The 16,440-nt window shown below is 38.1% G+C and carries 18 protein-coding genes; 3 read left to right on the top strand and 15 right to left on the bottom strand.

The window, feature by feature from the left end:
• The first annotated feature begins 359 nt into the window (after positions 1–359).
• Positions 360–581, top strand: coding sequence for a DUF4372 domain-containing protein (locus MKZ26_RS22385; protein ID WP_445683433.1), 222 nt, complete (start codon positions 360–362; stop codon positions 579–581).
• A 502-nt stretch (positions 582–1,083) separates the two neighbouring features.
• On the opposite strand, the gene MKZ26_RS17765 is transcribed toward MKZ26_RS22385, so the two are convergent.
• The 4 genes from MKZ26_RS17765 to MKZ26_RS17750 form a co-directional block, all read right to left on the bottom strand.
• Positions 1,084–2,085 (bottom strand): bile acid:sodium symporter family protein, encoded by a 1,002-nt coding sequence (locus tag MKZ26_RS17765; protein WP_340766990.1) that lies wholly within the window; start codon positions 2,083–2,085, stop codon positions 1,084–1,086.
• A gap of 104 nt (positions 2,086–2,189) precedes the next feature.
• On the bottom strand, positions 2,190–3,632 hold the full coding sequence (locus MKZ26_RS17760) for an aldehyde dehydrogenase family protein (RefSeq protein WP_340766989.1): 1,443 nt from the start codon (positions 3,630–3,632) through the stop codon (positions 2,190–2,192).
• 14 nt (positions 3,633–3,646) lie between these two features.
• Complete coding sequence (locus tag MKZ26_RS17755; protein ID WP_340766988.1) at positions 3,647–4,396, bottom strand: SDR family NAD(P)-dependent oxidoreductase; 750 nt, start codon at positions 4,394–4,396, stop codon at positions 3,647–3,649.
• 14 nt (positions 4,397–4,410) lie between these two features.
• Positions 4,411–5,484: a tartrate dehydrogenase gene (locus MKZ26_RS17750; RefSeq protein ID WP_340766987.1), complete on the bottom strand. Its 1,074-nt coding sequence runs from the start codon at positions 5,482–5,484 to the stop codon at positions 4,411–4,413.
• Positions 5,485–5,673: 189 nt separating this feature from the next.
• On the opposite strand from MKZ26_RS17750, the gene MKZ26_RS17745 reads away from it, so the two are divergent.
• Positions 5,674–6,372, top strand: coding sequence for a FadR/GntR family transcriptional regulator (locus MKZ26_RS17745; RefSeq protein ID WP_340740801.1), 699 nt, complete (start codon positions 5,674–5,676; stop codon positions 6,370–6,372).
• 397 nt (positions 6,373–6,769) lie between these two features.
• On the opposite strand, the gene MKZ26_RS17740 is transcribed toward MKZ26_RS17745, so the two are convergent.
• The 4 genes from MKZ26_RS17740 to MKZ26_RS17725 all read right to left on the bottom strand — a co-directional run bounded on the left by MKZ26_RS17740 (position 6,770) and on the right by MKZ26_RS17725 (position 9,379).
• Positions 6,770–8,272 (bottom strand): S8 family peptidase, encoded by a 1,503-nt coding sequence (locus MKZ26_RS17740; RefSeq protein ID WP_340766986.1) that lies wholly within the window; start codon positions 8,270–8,272, stop codon positions 6,770–6,772.
• Positions 8,273–8,542: 270 nt separating this feature from the next.
• A complete protein-coding gene (locus MKZ26_RS17735) occupies positions 8,543–8,887 on the bottom strand; it encodes a tyrosine-type recombinase/integrase (RefSeq protein ID WP_340766985.1) in 345 nt (114 codons plus the stop codon).
• The gene (locus tag MKZ26_RS17730) at positions 8,868–9,134 is read right to left on the bottom strand and encodes a hypothetical protein (protein ID WP_340766984.1); all 267 of its coding nucleotides are present in this window, start codon (positions 9,132–9,134) and stop codon (positions 8,868–8,870) included. Before MKZ26_RS17730 ends, MKZ26_RS17735 begins: the two co-directional genes overlap by 20 nt.
• Entirely contained in the window at positions 9,131–9,379 is a 249-nt protein-coding gene (locus tag MKZ26_RS17725; protein ID WP_340766983.1) for a hypothetical protein, read from the bottom strand. Before MKZ26_RS17725 ends, MKZ26_RS17730 begins: the two co-directional genes overlap by 4 nt.
• Positions 9,380–9,641: 262 nt before the next feature.
• Between MKZ26_RS17725 and MKZ26_RS17720 the strand changes: the two genes are divergently transcribed.
• Positions 9,642–9,809, top strand: coding sequence for a DUF2922 domain-containing protein (locus MKZ26_RS17720; protein ID WP_340766982.1), 168 nt, complete (start codon positions 9,642–9,644; stop codon positions 9,807–9,809).
• 861 nt (positions 9,810–10,670) lie between these two features.
• On the opposite strand, the gene MKZ26_RS17715 is transcribed toward MKZ26_RS17720, so the two are convergent.
• From MKZ26_RS17715 to MKZ26_RS17685, 7 genes are all read right to left on the bottom strand, one after another.
• On the bottom strand, positions 10,671–11,183 hold the full coding sequence (locus MKZ26_RS17715; RefSeq protein WP_340766981.1) for a hypothetical protein: 513 nt from the start codon (positions 11,181–11,183) through the stop codon (positions 10,671–10,673).
• Between the two features lie 72 nt (positions 11,184–11,255).
• Positions 11,256–11,876 carry an HAD family hydrolase gene (locus MKZ26_RS17710; RefSeq protein ID WP_340766980.1) on the bottom strand — a complete coding sequence of 207 codons (621 nt, stop codon included), beginning with the start codon at positions 11,874–11,876 and terminating at the stop codon, positions 11,256–11,258.
• A gap of 82 nt (positions 11,877–11,958) precedes the next feature.
• Positions 11,959–12,603 (bottom strand): bifunctional 2-keto-4-hydroxyglutarate aldolase/2-keto-3-deoxy-6-phosphogluconate aldolase, encoded by a 645-nt coding sequence (locus MKZ26_RS17705; RefSeq protein WP_340766979.1) that lies wholly within the window; start codon positions 12,601–12,603, stop codon positions 11,959–11,961.
• Between the two features lie 12 nt (positions 12,604–12,615).
• The gene (locus tag MKZ26_RS17700; protein WP_340766978.1) at positions 12,616–13,194 is read right to left on the bottom strand and encodes a glucose-6-phosphate isomerase family protein; all 579 of its coding nucleotides are present in this window, start codon (positions 13,192–13,194) and stop codon (positions 12,616–12,618) included.
• Between the two features lie 22 nt (positions 13,195–13,216).
• Positions 13,217–14,167 (bottom strand): shikimate dehydrogenase family protein, encoded by a 951-nt coding sequence (locus MKZ26_RS17695; protein ID WP_340766977.1) that lies wholly within the window; start codon positions 14,165–14,167, stop codon positions 13,217–13,219.
• A 71-nt stretch (positions 14,168–14,238) separates the two neighbouring features.
• Positions 14,239–15,186: a phosphoglycerate dehydrogenase gene (locus MKZ26_RS17690; RefSeq protein ID WP_340766976.1), complete on the bottom strand. Its 948-nt coding sequence runs from the start codon at positions 15,184–15,186 to the stop codon at positions 14,239–14,241.
• A 232-nt stretch (positions 15,187–15,418) separates the two neighbouring features.
• Positions 15,419–16,435 carry a zinc-dependent alcohol dehydrogenase gene (locus MKZ26_RS17685; RefSeq protein ID WP_340766975.1) on the bottom strand — a complete coding sequence of 339 codons (1,017 nt, stop codon included), beginning with the start codon at positions 16,433–16,435 and terminating at the stop codon, positions 15,419–15,421.
• Positions 16,436–16,440: the final 5 nt, after the last annotated feature.

The raw sequence follows: 16,440 nt of genomic DNA, 5'->3' as shown, positions 1-16,440 counted from the left end.
TGTATTTTTCTACACACAATTATACGCGGGAGTTCCATCATCCGTTAAGTATACTAGTAAGCCTAGGAACAGAGTAAAGAACTGCTTGTGAACAAGAGTAGATAGCAAAATTTTAAGGTACCCTTTAAAATCGGTACCCACTAGCGTTACATAGCAGTAAAATAATGATTTTTATGTCACTAGCTAATAAAAATGAGTTTGAATAATGCGAAAAAAGGCTCCTACTGTAAAATAAAACTGACGACTAATCAGTTACCTACTCTACAGAAAGGAGCTTCCTTATGAAAATGGTAGACGCAAACTTAGTCTTTCTCCAATATTAATCTCTATTGTCAGCTAACATTTTGGCTTGTCCATTGATGAATTATGATGCGAAAAAGCTAACTGACTTTTCCCTTTTGCAAATCTTGATTATGGCCAACTTATGTAAGTGGGAAAGTCTTCGTGAAATCGAAGAAGGCATTCGGTCAAAAAAGTCGTTACAACGAGATTTGGGGCTTACGTCAATTGGTCACTCACAAATTAGTCGTCGACTCATTGATTTAAATACGGCCGATCTTGGCCGCTTAGCTCGACACTAGGTGTCAATGCGGACATGTGAAGAACTGTTACGCTAGAGTCACTTCAAATCATTAATGATATAGCAACCCCGGTTACTGCTGAATGGAAAGATTATCTTGTAAATGCTATGGGGCGGCTGACTTTTTCCGGACTGCAACTCGTCCAACGCCTATTCATCGAAGGGTTCACACTTTCTGAATTTACTGGGCAATACGGAATTACAGTTGCGGGAGTGAAGAAACGGCGGGAGCACATGCTTGCTAAACTGGGAAAGGAAATGACTGGGTGAGGGGTAAATGCTTCACTGATTTCATTGAATCTCCGGGATTCTTGCGAAACATGGATAGAATTGAGGTCCGTCCCCTCTTGAAGATGATCATCAAAAAGACAATTAGTGAGTGCGCTCAGATTTGCGCTTGCATGGAGCCGTACAAATGAAGTTTTTCGTATAATCTCTTCCATGATTAGTTCTTTTATTAGTAGAAGCGCTTGATACAAAATCATCAAGCGCTTCTTTTTATATTATTTCGATAGCTCTTCTACATCTGGGAAAGGATCTTGAAGTGGTTGCACTTCTAAAGTAGAGGTAGGTTCAGTTGGTACCTCATGTTTTGCCCAGTAGGAAGCGAGAATAGTTCCGGTTATTACTTGCCATGCGGAAGCGAATGCACTTGGTAATGCAGCTAGTGGCGTGAAATATGCAGCAGCTAAAGCTACACCAAGACCGGAGTTCTGCATTCCTACTTCAATCGATATTGCACGTTGGTCTTGACGAGATAGTCTTAAAGCTTTCGCTGCATAGTATCCTAATAAAAGTCCAAATCCATTATGCAGTAAGACTGCAACGAACACTAGTATTCCTGCAGTTGCAATATTTTCTTTATTGTTTGCAACAATTGCAGATACAATAATGGTAATCGCAACAATGGAGATTAGAGGTAAAACAGTTTCGCTTTTACTGGTAACAGTAGGTAGGAATTTATTAACTAATAAGCCCAATATAATCGGGATAATGATCACTTGAATAATGGACATAAACATAGACATTGGATCAATTGGCAACCATTGCCCTGCAAAAATTAATAATAGAAATGGCGTCATAATTGGAGCCAGTAATGTAGAAACACTTGTCATGGTGATGGATAGAGGAACATTTCCTTTTGCCAAATACACCATTACGTTTGAAGAAGTACCCCCAGGAACACTTCCAAGTAAAACCAAACCAGCGGCAAGTTCAGCCGGTAATTTTAATGAATAAGCAATGAGAAATGCAATAGTTGGCATGATAGAAAATTGTGCAACTACTCCTATTAGAACAGGGATTGGATTGGTAAAAACTAATTTAAAGTCGGATGCTTTCAACGTAAGTCCCATGCCGAACATTACGACCCCAAGTAAGATAGTGATATACGCACCAAATGAAGAGAACAAACTTGGAACCATAAAAGCTAAGACTGAAAACACGATTACTATAAGGGCAAAATGTTTACCAGCTAAACTACTAATTTTGCTAAGAGCTTTCATTTTAAACCTCCTTTTTTGAGTCTATTTTGACAGATAAGAAAGCATATATTTTTCTACCTGGACCAGTGGCTACACTCAAGGCGCTAGCCACTTTTCTTAATACTTTATAGTCGAACTTGGATGGCAATGTTTTTTATTTGAATATAGTTTTGAACGGCTAAATGACTTTTTTCTCGCCCAATGCCACTTTTCTTATATCCTCCAAACGGCATCTGAACACCGCCCGCAGCTCCATAACTATTGATGAAAACTTGACCACTTTCAATGCGTGACGCTACATAATGTGCTATATCAATATCTTTAGTCCAAACACCAGCAACTAATCCATATTCAGTGGCATTCGCTAATTCAATGGCTTCCTCCACATTACTAAAACGTACCACACTGAGCACTGGCCCAAAAACTTCTTCCTGTACAATAGAATTATTATGATTAGGTGCTTCGATTATTGTAGGACTTATATAAAAGCCATTTTCATAACCTTCAACCTGAACTGCTTCCCCACCTACTAAAATCTTCGCTTGTTTATCAATAGTCTCTAAAATCCCTAGAATTCGGTCGTATTGTTTTTCATTTATAATGGGTCCCACATCTGCATTGTTAACCGGTGGTCCCACTTTCAAGTTTTTAAATTTTTCTACTAGTTTTTCTAGTAATTCGTCCGCAATTGTTTCATCTACTAATAGACGAGATCCTGCAGAACAGGTTTGGCCTGCATTTTGTACAATTGAATTAACGATTGCAGGAACTGCACGTTCTAAATCTGCATCTTTAAATACTACGTTTGGTGACTTACCACCTAACTCAAGCGTTACAGGTACAACATTGTTGGCGGCTGATTTCATTACTGCAATTCCTGTTGGAACCGAACCTGTAAAAGTAATTTGATTGATACCAGGATGAGAAGTCAATGCAGATCCAATTTCTGCGCCGTATCCTGTAAGATGTTGAAATACCCCTTTAGGAAGTTTTTCATGGAACCATTTTGCTAAAAAGTTTGTAGTAAGTGGCGTATCTTCAGAACTTTTCACGATGACTACATTTCCTGTAGCAATTGCAGCAGCTACACTACGCGCAGTAATCTGGATAGGGTAATTCCAAGGTACAATATGAAGTGTAACTCCGATTGGCTCAATAACTGTTACATTTAATAAGTCTTCTTCAATCGGAATAGAATCACCGAACACTTTGTCTGCTAAGCCACCATAAAATTCAAAATAGCGAGCAGCAGCTTCAATATCTGCTTTTGCCTGTCCACTTGGCTTCCCTATATCCAATGATTCAAGATCCACTAATTCTTCCGCATTCTCTCTAATATATCTTGCCGTTTCTTGTAAAAATTGCCCTCTTTGAAATGGTTTAAAAGCTCTCCACTCTGTACTTTTCAATGCTTTCCTTGCAGCTTGGACAGCACGATCTGCATGTTTTTCATTTCCACGAACAATTTGTGTGATTAATTCACTTGAGGCAGGATTAATGACATCTATCCATTGTTCGTTTTCATCTCCACCCCATGTTCCATCAATTAGTATTTGTATTTTTTCCATTTAGAACTTCCTTTCTAGATACTTCTTCCGCCATCTACATGAATGACTGCACCTGTAATAATCTGTGCCCCATCTGTTAATAAATGTGTAACGGTTGCAGAAATATCAGTTGGTCTAATTAATCTACCTAATGGAACACTTTCCGCAAAAATGTCTTTATTTAATACTACCTCACCAGCCTGTTGAGAAGAAAACTGACCTAGCATTTGTGTATCAGCTGGACCAGGGTGTAATACATTAACACGAATATTGAATGGTGCTGTTTCGAGTGCTAAAGCTTTGGAAAATGCTTCTACCGCTCCTTTAGAGGCAACGTAGCTTTGTAATCCAGGACGTGGTCTTGTAACGGAAACGGAGCCTATATTAATAATAGATCCATTGTTTGTTTTCTTCATATACCTAACCGCTTCACGATTTGTTAAAAATACTGCAGTCGCATTAATATCCATTAACAAATGCCACTCCGATAATTCCACTTCTGTTATTGGTTTTCCTGCTTGCGCTATTCCAGCTGCGTTAACAAGACCGTCTAATTTATTAAACTCATTGTATATTTCTTTGAAAGTTTCTTTAATACTCGATTCTTCTAGTAGATTTATATTTTTGATACGTAAATTTTCATTTTCAATAGAAGATAGGGAATCTGTATTAATATCAAGACCAATTACAATGGCGCCCTCTGCTAACAGATTTTCTACTACCACTTTCCCCATTCCCCCACCAGCTCCGGTGACGGCAATAACTTTAGCTTCTAATTGTCCCATATAAAAATCCCCCCTTATGCATACTTTCTAATGTTTTCAATAATTTTATCTGCAAACTCTATTGTGGAAGCAGTTCCACCCAAATCCGGTGTTCTCACCTTACCATCTACTAATGTGGCTTCTATTCCATCGACAATTAGTTTAGCCATTTCTGGATAACCTAGATGTTCTAGCATTAAGGAAGTGCTCCAAATTTGTGCTATTGGATTTGCAATTCCTTTATTTGCAATATCTGGTGCAGAACCGTGAATTGCTTCAAACATAGATGGGAATTTTTTTTCTGGATTAATATTTCCTGAAGGTGTAATTCCAAGTCCACCTGAAATCGCTGCACCTAAATCTGTTAATATATCCCCAAATAAGTTACTACCCACCACTACATCAAAGATTTCTGGCTTCGATACAAAGAAGGCAACCAATGCATCTATATGGTGAAAAATAGGTTCTATTTCTTTATAATCAATGCCAACTTCTTTCGCAACTTCATCCCAAAACGGCATGGAGAAATTAATGGCATTAGATTTTGTTGCAACAGATAACTGCTTAGAACCTCTTTTTCGTGCCAATTCATAAGCATATTTTATGACGCGTTCACTTCCCATTCTTGTAAAAACACTATTCTGCACAACTACTTCATATGGAGTGCCAACATGCAAACGACCTCCACTATTTGAATATTCACCTTCCGTATTTTCACGCACTACGACAAAGTCAATATCTTCTATACCTTTATTGGCTAAAGGACTTTCAATTCCCTTTAATAATTTAATAGGTCTTAAATTTATATATTGTTGGAACTCTCTTCTTATCGGTAGGATTAACTCCCAAACGGAAATATGATCAGGGACTTCTGGTGAACCTACTGCACCGAATAGAATGGCGTCATATGGAGTCAATATTTCTATTCCATTTTCAGGCATCATACGCCCTGTTTCAAGATACCGTTTACAATTCCAATCATAAGAATCGATTTCAAAATGCAAATTTCCATGTATCTCCTCCACTACCTTCAAGACCTTGATAGCTTCCTTGATTACTTCTGGCCCGATTCCATCTCCTGGAATACTAGCGATTGTGTATTTCTCCAAACACGACACTTCCTTCCAAAATGACTACATACTACATATGATGTAGTAGATATAAATGATATCACCTTCTCCATTCCGTGTAAACAGAATATTTAATATAATCATGATATTGATAAAACTTAGGTGAAATTCTGTTTATCCGATATAATCTATAGAGAAGAAAGTAAACTCAACCGGAGGATTCACCCTATGCATTTTGAAAAACTAACAACTTCTGACAAAATATCAACTGAGATTGTCTCCGCCATAAAGGCAAAGCTACTAGACGGGACACTTAAAAATGGTGATAAACTACCCACAGAATCTGAAATGGTCGAACAACTTGGCGTTAGCAGGACACCAGTCCGGGAAGCTATAAAGATACTGGAATCGATCGGAGTTATTCAGATTAAGCGCGGTGAAGGTATGTACATCACCAATAATCCTTCCCATTTTTCCTTGAATCCCTTGATTTTCAGCTTAATCATGCACAGTAATAACACACAGAAGCTGATCGAATTCCGTCAGCATTTCGAGATTCTTATGATTAATATCATTCGTACCAATTGGTCTGAAGAAAAGATTAAAAAAATTGAGGAAGTCTATCATAGTCAAGCCCAGCGGCTAAAGCCGGAGTTAAGCCCTGAAGAACTGGCCGTTATCGATTTGGAATTCCACTATGCGGTTCTTGAAGCAACCGAAAATGCATTTGTTATCGAAATTGGCAAAACCATTTACGAATTGTATAAGCCAAAAATGATTGCCTCCAAACAATCTAGCAGCATCGAGCGGACACTCCATACGCATAAGGCCTATTTAGACCTACTCTTCCGAAAAGACGCAGTCGTCAGTGAGAAACAGATCAATGATATGATCTTAAACAATCAGGAATGGCTGGAAGAGGAGTGAGACAAGGGTAGCTAGCCCCATTTCAATCCGAATAGTTATAGCCAAAAGAACACCAGTAGGGATATCAGTAGGAACTTCTGAATAGGACTAACTTTCAAGTTTTAGGCTATTTAAAAATCAAGTTGTGTTAGTTACAAGGAGTAGTCAAAAGCATTGCATGGAAGTAAATTAAAGTGATTTAAATTATATATGTATATTGATCTGAATAATGATACAAAAAAATGCTCCTTCTGTGGAATAGATACTGATAACCAAATCAGTTCCCTATACTACAAATGAAGGAGCATTTTATATGAAAAATGTAGACCAAGATATTGTTTTTCCTCAACATTCATCTCTGTTTCCTTAGTGCGTATTGGAAACTGAGTAAAGGTAAATAGATAGCTGTGTTTCTATTTCATTCCACAATAAACTTCATTCGAACATCTTTCTTTAATGATTTATTGTCCTTGCTTTGTACTCCGGTAGTGATATTCAAATAATATTCCCCAAAGTCCCAATTTGTTTGCGGTGCAATAAGTAGGTTCGTGGGTGTTGTTGGATCAACTGTTGTGGTGAACAAAGTAACTCGTTCACTTCCGTCAGATTTCCGTGACACGATGACATCCTGCGTGTAGTCTTTACCAAGAACAAGCTCTTGGTTGAATGACACGATGAACTCCTTCGTAATTGGAACAGTCATTTCTAAGAAATCACCTACAAACTGTGCACCCACAAGCCGGTCAGTCAATTTCTCAATATCTAATACACCATGTCCATAAAAAGAATCATACCCCGGTGCCCCAAAATCTTGAGCCATCCTTTTCAATAAATCCTCAATCTCACTAGGCGATAACTGTGGTTTCAATGCTTTCATCATCGCCACAGTTCCTGAAACGATGGGTGCAGAAAAAGAAGTTCCTCCATCCTTATTATACGATTGCTTCGGGAACGTCGTAAGTATCCGTTCACCAGGTGCGACGAGATCTACATATTGATTGTAATTTGAAAAACTTGACCTACTGTTATTTTCATCCACTGCTCCAACTGAGATGACATTTTCATATGATGCGGGATAAAAAACTGAATTCCCCTTAAGTGCATCATTCCCAGCGGCAGCAACGATAACGATTCCTGCACGGACTGCACGCTGGATAACTTCATTCTCTATTGCTGAAGAATTAGCACCTCCAAGACTTAGATTGATGACGTCGACTTTCTTTGCAATTGCGTACTCTAACGCCTTGATTATTGACGAGGTACTGCCTGTGCCACTACTACCTAGCACTTTAATAGGGAAAATCGAAATTTCAAACGGACCTGCAACCCCAGAAATACCTCGCCCATTCCCCGCTTCAGCCGCAATAACGCCTGCAACTTTAGTTCCGTGTCCATGTAGGTCCGTCATCATTGTAGTATTCGAGAAAAAGTCATATCCACCTGGTTCAATCCGATTCTTCAAATCCTCATGATTCATGTCAATCCCAGAGTCAATTACGGCAACTACTATTTTTTTCTTTTGAGCCGCCACATGTTTCCACATACTTTCTGCCTTCACATGAGGAAGCCACCACTGGCTACTCGTATACGGATCATCTAGAACAGTAAGCAAATGACGTTCGTAGTTTGGCTCTACATATTCGATAGACGGATTATTTTCCAACTGTATTCTAATCGCTTCCATATCCGCATCATCCGAAAATGTCAAAAGCTCAACTTCTGGTGCAATTGATTCCATAGTCTCAACATCTTGCAGGATTTTCGTACTAGCCATCGAGCGATAATCACTCGAGTATTTGACAAGCAATTCATTTGTAGCATTTGTCGCTACATCGGCATGAATCGTCTTCATAGTTGGTAGCATCACGAAAGACACCACTAATAATATGGTAACCATTATTATACAAATAGTATTCCTCATATCCATCCCCCAAATCCTCATCATCTATTTTTTGTATCAACTCTCTAGCTTTAGAAGAAATAACTCGTGTATAGCCAATGAAATGCGCTTAAACTATACGCCCAATGAATACAGCAAGCGTTCAGTTCTTTACACCCTGTTCTATCTTCTCTATGCGCCTATTATACCACCCTAACCTATCAACTCACGCAATCATCAGTAATTACTTGATTGTAAGCAAAGAAAAAAGGACCAACCATCGGCCCTTGTCACTTTTATCATGCCCACCTCTCAAAGCATATTCAACGAATCGCGTAAATGGTCCACAGCAAGGTGCTGGTACCGCATTGTCGAACGTAAATCAGCATGCCCTAAAATGCTAGCAATGGTATGCTGCGGAACCGTGCGTATCGTTAAATGTGTTGCCGTACAGTGACGCAATGTATGTGGAGTAATTAAAGAATTTAGCCCTGCTTGACTGGCAGTCCAACGAAGCTTATTGCGAATATCCGATACGCTGAGCGGCTGATCCGGACAAAGCGTAGATGGAAATACGTAACCATGCTCCTCTAGATCATACTTTGCAAAATACTGTTCAAACAACCCCTTTAACTGATCATGAAGGGGCAAATACAAATCCTTGCCCCCCTTTTACCTTCGGAAAATAAATGACGCGATCTGCCAAGCGAACATGGCTTCTCTCCAACGTACGGACAGGACTTAAGCGTGAATCCAATTGTTGCCCCGAACAGAGCAATCGCATCACTTCATCTTCCGTTAAAATAGCTTTGAGTGGCGTATACACTTTCAGAATCCGGATTCTGGCGGCCACATCTACAGGATAATCCAGCTCATAGACAAGGAACTTGTAAAACGACTTCATCGCCGCTCAATCGTACTCGTCTTATTCCCCCGTGTACGTCCATTATCCATGAACTTCAGCAATTCTTCCTTCCCAATTACATCCAAAGGGAAATCAATCCCTTCCCCACTCCGTATCATAAATCTTCTGAAGCATTCAAGATCCTTCCCATATCCACTAGACGTTTCAGTTGAATAACACTGCCGTTCCAAGTGTTCCAAAAACAGTCGCATACCCTCGTCAAACTCGTATGTTCGCTCATCCATTTACCTCGTCCTTTCCTTTCTTTGATTATAAAGCGCAGCGAGAATTATGGAAGGTAGAATGACTTTGGATAAGTTGGATGAAAACACGTTATGATTGAGCTCAGCAGATTCCAATAAGCATATCTAAAATAAAATCAACACCATTTGTATCCTTGTCCCCACTTTTCTTCTATCTAGAGGATGAAGAGAGGTGATTCGAATTCCAACATGCCGTTGGTCGAGTGTATTTTGACGGTGGCCTAACAACGACTGGCAAGAGGTGATGCTGACAGTGGACAATCCACAGGCAAACTTATCAGCAGTAGCCGTGGAGGCAACGATGCAAGCGATTATTGCTTCTGGCGTGTTCGAAGTAAATGGAGCTCCACTTGAATCGTTAAAAGGCGTCCGTATCGTCGAGAGAAATGTGACTGAACTTGTAATCATATAACACGATGGACTAACCGGCTCACCAGTTTACGAACTGGTAAGCCGGTTTTTATGTCTTCGTAGAGAGGAGACAAAAAATGGAACAATGGATGAATTTTATACAAGAAATCGGTTTCCCGGTATTCGTATCATTCTATCTTTTAAACCGGCTTAAGAACAGGTTTGTGGCGATACATGGTGTATTGCTTACTTTGAAAAAAAGTAATTTTAAAGAAACACGGTGGAAATGTTTACTCGATTTCAGAACAAATCTCTGCTAATGGAAAAAGTCGTTGTTGTTGACTAGTTAAATTATCCCGGCAAAATACAGGAAAGATGCCCGCTATCTATGTTCTATATCATTTGAGTAAATGCAGCTTCTCACTTAAGCTCTTAAAACTTTGATCAAAATAGAATATTTATCATCCAGCCATCATTTATAGAAATTGTCTTCCTGAAACATATCCTTGCTTCAGTCATATTACGTATAAAACAGAAAAACCCCTCGATCGTTTGCTTGATCGAAGAGCTTTTTTGAAGAGTACTTATGCTTGATAGCAAATATTCGAGTCGTGTATGAATCATCTTTTTCACCAATACTCCAGGAAACGTAGCAATTCGTTATCCGAAGGATCTGCATGAAATATAAGTCGGTAATGTTCTATTGTAAAATATGTATACGTACGCGGACCCGGATCAGAAAAAATTTGTGGTTCACCGTACATAGCAACAAACTCTTCCAATTGTGTTTCGATTGGTAAAAGCATTCCAGCTAATGTTAAGTCTTCATTGTTATCTAGCAGAATGCCAATCTGATTTTAGTCCATCATATAATATTGACTTTTATCCATATTTCTAATGAATGTCATATTTTCACTTTCATTCAAACTGGAAACCATAGGATACCCACCTTATATGCCAAGCCTGGAAATTCTCCACGGTCAATCGATTCGATAAAATCTGATTGAAAAAGAGCCAGTCTATAGTCTGTGTAGATGTCTGACTGATTCAAAGGCGGATTAGCATAACGGAAGGAATAATCTTCGTTTAAGTACCGCCCTTCAGCATAACCATCCCAAAACTCAGCCTCACAATCCTCTTTCACCTCAGCTCTCTCGTGATCATTCGAAGTCGTATTAGATATTTCTTCTTTTTCGCTTAGAGTATCAGCCGTATTTCCTTCAGGTAACTCGGTTTCCAGTTCCGAGTCATACATTATGTCTGAATGAGCACTCTCTTCTTCGTAAGTGTCAATTAGCTCGTCTAAAGGACGGATTAATCCTTTCTTTTCATCCAGATTGATGACCTTTGTTACTTTTTGACGAGAGTTCCCTGTAATTGCGGAAGGCTTTGTCACTCGGTGGTAAATAACATGCCATGAGTGGTGTATTCTCATGGCGGTAATCAAACCAACTGATAAAAGAAAGGATTCAGTCCACATTCGAACGGGTTCATGCGACTCCTTAACCTATATAAAAAGGGTTAACAACTCTTCGAATTTTCCGATTTTGTAATCGAAACCTTCTACTTGTCCAAATCCGTATGCAGCATAAACAAATGGTACTTCGGCATATTCTGTGGCATCTTTATCACTTTGTGTGTCTCCTACATACACAGGAGATTTAAGCTGATTGCGTTCGATGACAAGTTGAATATTTTCACCTTTACTGAGACCTGTTCTACCGGGATTTTCAAAATCTAGGAAGTATTTCTTAAGTCCATGATACTCATAAAATGCTTCGATATAGCCTTCTTGACAATTACTAACAATAAATAATTTATATCGTTCCGAAAGCTTCTGTAGGACTTCCTCTAGATCAGGAAATAATTGTCCACCCTCGTCCAATAAATACAATCGTTCATTATGACAACAATCAAGAATTAATTCCATTTGTTTGGTTTCATCCAAATAACCAAAGACAATTTTAGCAATGTCTTTAATTTGTAGTCCCATTGTTGCTTTTAAATCTTCTTCGGTGATTTCTCCTATACCATCTGGAGAATTTTTCACAACCTCAGACCATGACTTGGCAACAGTTTTACGAGAATCCCATAATGTCCCATCCAAATCAAAAATGATACTATCCATAAATACTCATCCCTTCGTTTTTGAATTGACTTAGGGTCTACTTTCTCTTATCCAAAAAAGATGAATTTTTAATACCAACTAATCAATTATTTCTTGCTATATTAATTTGTTCAATAAAACTTTTAGCGGTGTCAGTAATCTGCTCGTAACCTTGAACATCTGGTTTTCCAATCAGACTACCCCCTGCTCCGACAGCAGCTGCTCCCGCACGAATCCACTCACCAACATTATCTACATTAACTCCGCCTGTAGGCATCAAATTAGCTTGAGGTATGGGGCCTTTTATTGCAGAAATGACTTTTGGTCCTAAGAGTTCTCCAGGGAAAACTTTTAATAACTCTGCGCCTGTTTCAAGTCCTTTCACTACGTCTTTAATAGTCATGACGCCTGGCATATATGGAATTTGGTACCGATTGCATAACCTGGCTGTTTCTTCATCTAAATAAGGGCTCACGATATACTGTGCTCCCGCAAGAATCGCAATGCGGGCAGTTTCTGGATCAAGGATTGTGCCCGCTCCGACAATGATATCCTTCCCAAACTCAGCTCTAATTTCTTTAATGACTTCGGTTGCACCAGGAACAGTGTAAGTAATCTCTATCGCAGCTACACCACCTTTAAAACATGCTTCTGTGATTCGCTTTGCTTTTTCAGCATTATCCGAACGCACAACTGCTACGAGTCCACTCTCTTCAATCTTTGTAAGTATGTCTCTTTTACGATACATAGTAGAGCCTCCTTATTGTTTCCATTTAGGATTATCAATAACTTCAGCGTTTCCATTTCGCTCAACGACTAATTTACGGAAACCTTTCATCTCGATTGTTCCGTAATCATGTCCTGCGTCTGCTCGGAATGAGAAGAAAGTAATTAGGGGTTCACTTCCGATATTAATACTTCTATGCGCATAACGTGCTGGAACGTATACAGCTTGTCCAGGAACAAATTTCTCAATTTGCCAATCTCCTTCTGGATTTTCCATAAGCATATATCCAGTCCCACTAAGACAAAAATAAACTTCACCTGTTTCAAGGATTTCATGAAAATGTCCTTTTGTCATGTAGTATTCGTCTCCCACTATCCCTGGGTAGACGATGCTAGTTCCAAAATGGATATCACCTTCAGTTTTGGGAAGTTCCAAACTATAATACTCATAGATTACATGGTTATTTTCTTCTTGGATCGATTTTTCCAAAGCCTCTACATTGTAAAACATTTTTTTCATATCTGATAAATAACGTTTTGTAGATGTTTCTGATTTTGAAAGCCCTGTTACTAAATCAAAGTTAACCGTGAATGCTTTTGCTGTTTTTGTCAATTTGTTTCCTCCTAGTTGTAATTCATCTCATTTGATTAGAATATTGTTCAATCTGGTCAAACTTATCTCCTACAATATCAATGTTAAACACTTCTGCTATAACTTGTGTCCAACCATGTATAAAGTAAATCCAACCGTCTTCTACAAGTAGATTACGGTATTCTGCTTGTGCAGTCGCTTGATGCATGAAATCTAATTCTCCGCGATAATTCAATTCCCAAATCAAGCTCTCTTTTGGGAATATCGCTTCATCTGGAAGCGGGGATCCAGGTCTGTCTTTTCCAAGCCCTGTCGCATTGATAATAAGAGAATGTGGTTTCAATTTTTTAAGTAATTTTTCATTTTGAGAAGCTTCTGGTGTTAAATAATATTCCACATTCACTTTAGGGTTCACCTTATGAATAATAGTTTTAATTTCATCCAGTCTTTTTTGATTGCGATCTGAAATTAATATTAATGAAGGTACATTCCCCTCCCTATCCGAGTTTAGTAAATAGGAAGAGATAGCAATGGCACTTCCACCCGCCCCTATGATGAATAACTCTCCATTATGATTATCCCAATAACTATCTGCTACGAAGCTTTCCAAAGCCAGACCACTTGAAATCGGGTCTTTAGCATGACCACAAAGTTTGCCATCTCTTTTAGATATAGAAGATAATTCACCAAACGTTTTTGCAAAAGGATCCAAGTAATCGAATAAATCTTCTGCAGCCTCATAGAGGTCAATTTTATGTGTAGTAACTAAGGCCCCCAAAGATAATTCATCATGTTTTATAAATTCTACAACTTCCCTATACTCTTTAGCATCGGCATGAATATTCATATCAATTCCTTTTAAGACAGCATCTTCAAGTTCCAATATTTTTGCCCATTCTGGAAATAGTTTCATAATAGATGACTTAGTTGTCGTTACCCCAATAAAATACATCGTAGGTACTGTTGCTTTTTCAGGCAAATTCAAATCTATCATTCCTTTCCTTTTCGTTTACTGAATGCATTTGTAGAATATATGCATCATATTATGATAATCTGTTTTCATCATTACTCTTCACTCATTATCATGTTTAACAAGTTTTGAGTTGAAACAATTGCCATTCGCTCTACGGACTCTTTTGTGAATGCTCCAATATGGGGTGTCAAAATAAAATTAGGTAAGGAAACTAATGAATCACCCACTATTGGTGGCTCTTGAGAATAGACATCTTGAGCTGCTACTCCTATTTGTCCATTGGATAATGCATTATATAGTGCATTTTCATCTACTAATTCGCCTCGCGCTGTATTAATCAATGCGGAACTAGGTTTCATATGATTAAATACATCAGCATTTATCATATGCTTTGTTTCTTTCGTTACTGGTAAATGAAGTGTAATGTAATCTGCAGAACTTATTAATTCATTGAAGTTTTCGGATCGTTGTACATTAAACTCATCAAGAAATGCTTGATCATTAAAAAATGGGTCATAAATAGTAACATCCATTTGTAGACCACTACATCGTTTAGCAACCTCTTTTCCGATTTGTCCCCCTCCAATTACTGCAACATTCTTTCCTGTTAGCTCACTTCCAATCACACGATTCCATCCAAACGTTTTTACAGTTTGAATAGATTGGGAAAGGTTACGAGCAGTTTCAAACATGAGTCCAACAGCCAACTCTGCTACCGAAATGTTATTTGTACCACCAGCGTTTTGTACTCTAATGCCTAACTCTTGAGCTTTCTCTAAATCAATATTATCCATTCCAACACCGTATTTTGAAATTACTTGTAATTGACTACATGATTCAAGGACATGTGCAGATAACGGATCTACACCCACAATGATTCCGACGACGCCTTCTTTTGCAATTTCGATTATCTCTTCTTCAGTAAGCGTACGCCCAGTTGTGTTTTCTATAACTTCAAATCCTTGTTGTTCAAGCATTTCAATAGGCTTTTCTTTATATTTTTGAAACGACTTCGGAGTAATCAGAATCTTTTGTTTCACCTTTTCACCTCATTCAAGTATTTTCGGGGGTTGATACATCACTATGTCACTACATATCATATTAAATTTGTAGTGTTTACTTATAACAATCACAGTTTTACCCTTTAATCAACTTAGATATAGCACTAAAATCGAAGTAGTTATTATTAAATTTATGATTCTCTAATCCGATGCTTCATCTACTTCTTATAACCTTAGATATGCAAATAATGATTTCTTATTCATTACTTATTTACACATTTATTATCACTTTCATTACCTGATCTTTATTCTTATCAATAATTGAATATGCTTCAGAATAGTTTTCAAAATCCAAGTGGTTTGTTATTAGTGATTTCAAGTTTATTTTTTTATCTTTAATCAATTCTACCGCTTGATTAAAATCGGCGGTTTGATACATAGCACTTCCTAAAACCGTTAATTCATGGTCTTGAACAAATCCCATATTAACTTTTGTTAAATCAGATACAACACCTACGATAACTACTGTACTACCTTTTCGCGCTACTTCAATCGTTTGAGCAACAGTATAACTAGAACCAACACATTCAAATATGACATCCGCTTTAGTATGACCAAAACAACGAACTATTCCATCTGATAGTTCTTCGCTATTGCTATTGATTGTTTTCAATCCACATTGTTCAGCAATTTTAATCCTTGTTTCACTTAATTCCGACACAACGACTTGTTTTGCACCTAGAGCTTTTGCAGTTTGTGCAACTAAATTTCCGATAGGTCCTCCACCAATTACTAGAACATTTTTATCTTCAATTGTTGATACACGTCGAACAGCATGAATTGCTACAGCAAGCGGTTCAATCATAGCTCCTTCATCCCATGAAATGGAATCGGGAAGAATGATTGCTTTTTCTTCATCAACTACAAAGTATTCGCTAGCCATCCCTGTTGTTTGAAAACCCATCACTTTCAACTCTTCACAGACATGATACATTCCATTTTGACACATGAAACACTCGCCACACACTACTTGTGGCTGGATCGTTACTTTATCTCCTATTTTGATTCTATCCACATTTTTACCTACTTCTTTCACTTCTGCTGAAATTTCATGGCCTTGAACAACTGGATATGATGTATATGGATGCTTACCGTGGTTAACATGAATATCGGATCCACAAACGCCAATTTTCTTAATTTTTATTTTGACTTCATGATTTCCAACTTCAGGGATATCGACACTTTGAAATACAATGTTGCCTGGCTCGGTCATAATTGCTTGTTTCATCTTCA

It is taken from the genome of Sporosarcina sp. FSL K6-6792 (assembly GCF_038004885.1).
GTDB lineage: Bacteria > Bacillota > Bacilli > Bacillales_A > Planococcaceae > Sporosarcina > Sporosarcina psychrophila.
The sequence above is the reverse complement of the archived record's forward strand: the minus strand, read 5'-3'. Positions and strand labels throughout refer to the sequence as shown.

Excerpts from the sequence above, each read along its gene's own strand:
- MKZ26_RS22385 (WP_445683433.1), top strand. The coding sequence starts at position 360 with ATGAATTATGATGCGAAAAAGCTAACTGACTTTTCCCTTTTGCAAATC.
- MKZ26_RS17765 (WP_340766990.1), bottom strand. The coding sequence starts at position 2,085 with ATGAAAGCTCTTAGCAAAATTAGTAGTTTAGCTGGTAAACATTTTGCC.
- MKZ26_RS17760 (WP_340766989.1), bottom strand. The coding sequence starts at position 3,632 with ATGGAAAAAATACAAATACTAATTGATGGAACATGGGGTGGAGATGAA.
- MKZ26_RS17755 (WP_340766988.1), bottom strand. The coding sequence starts at position 4,396 with ATGGGACAATTAGAAGCTAAAGTTATTGCCGTCACCGGAGCTGGTGGG.
- MKZ26_RS17745 (WP_340740801.1), top strand. The coding sequence starts at position 5,674 with ATGCATTTTGAAAAACTAACAACTTCTGACAAAATATCAACTGAGATT.
- MKZ26_RS17740 (WP_340766986.1), bottom strand. The coding sequence starts at position 8,272 with ATGAGGAATACTATTTGTATAATAATGGTTACCATATTATTAGTGGTG.
- MKZ26_RS17730 (WP_340766984.1), bottom strand. The coding sequence starts at position 9,134 with ATGAAGTCGTTTTACAAGTTCCTTGTCTATGAGCTGGATTATCCTGTA.
- MKZ26_RS17725 (WP_340766983.1), bottom strand. The coding sequence starts at position 9,379 with ATGGATGAGCGAACATACGAGTTTGACGAGGGTATGCGACTGTTTTTG.
- MKZ26_RS17720 (WP_340766982.1), top strand. The coding sequence starts at position 9,642 with ATGCTGACAGTGGACAATCCACAGGCAAACTTATCAGCAGTAGCCGTG.
- MKZ26_RS17715 (WP_340766981.1), bottom strand. The coding sequence starts at position 11,183 with ATGAGAATACACCACTCATGGCATGTTATTTACCACCGAGTGACAAAG.
- MKZ26_RS17710 (WP_340766980.1), bottom strand. The coding sequence starts at position 11,876 with ATGGATAGTATCATTTTTGATTTGGATGGGACATTATGGGATTCTCGT.
- MKZ26_RS17705 (WP_340766979.1), bottom strand. The coding sequence starts at position 12,603 with ATGTATCGTAAAAGAGACATACTTACAAAGATTGAAGAGAGTGGACTC.
- MKZ26_RS17695 (WP_340766977.1), bottom strand. The coding sequence starts at position 14,167 with ATGATAGATTTGAATTTGCCTGAAAAAGCAACAGTACCTACGATGTAT.
- MKZ26_RS17685 (WP_340766975.1), bottom strand. The coding sequence starts at position 16,435 with ATGAAACAAGCAATTATGACCGAGCCAGGCAACATTGTATTTCAAAGT.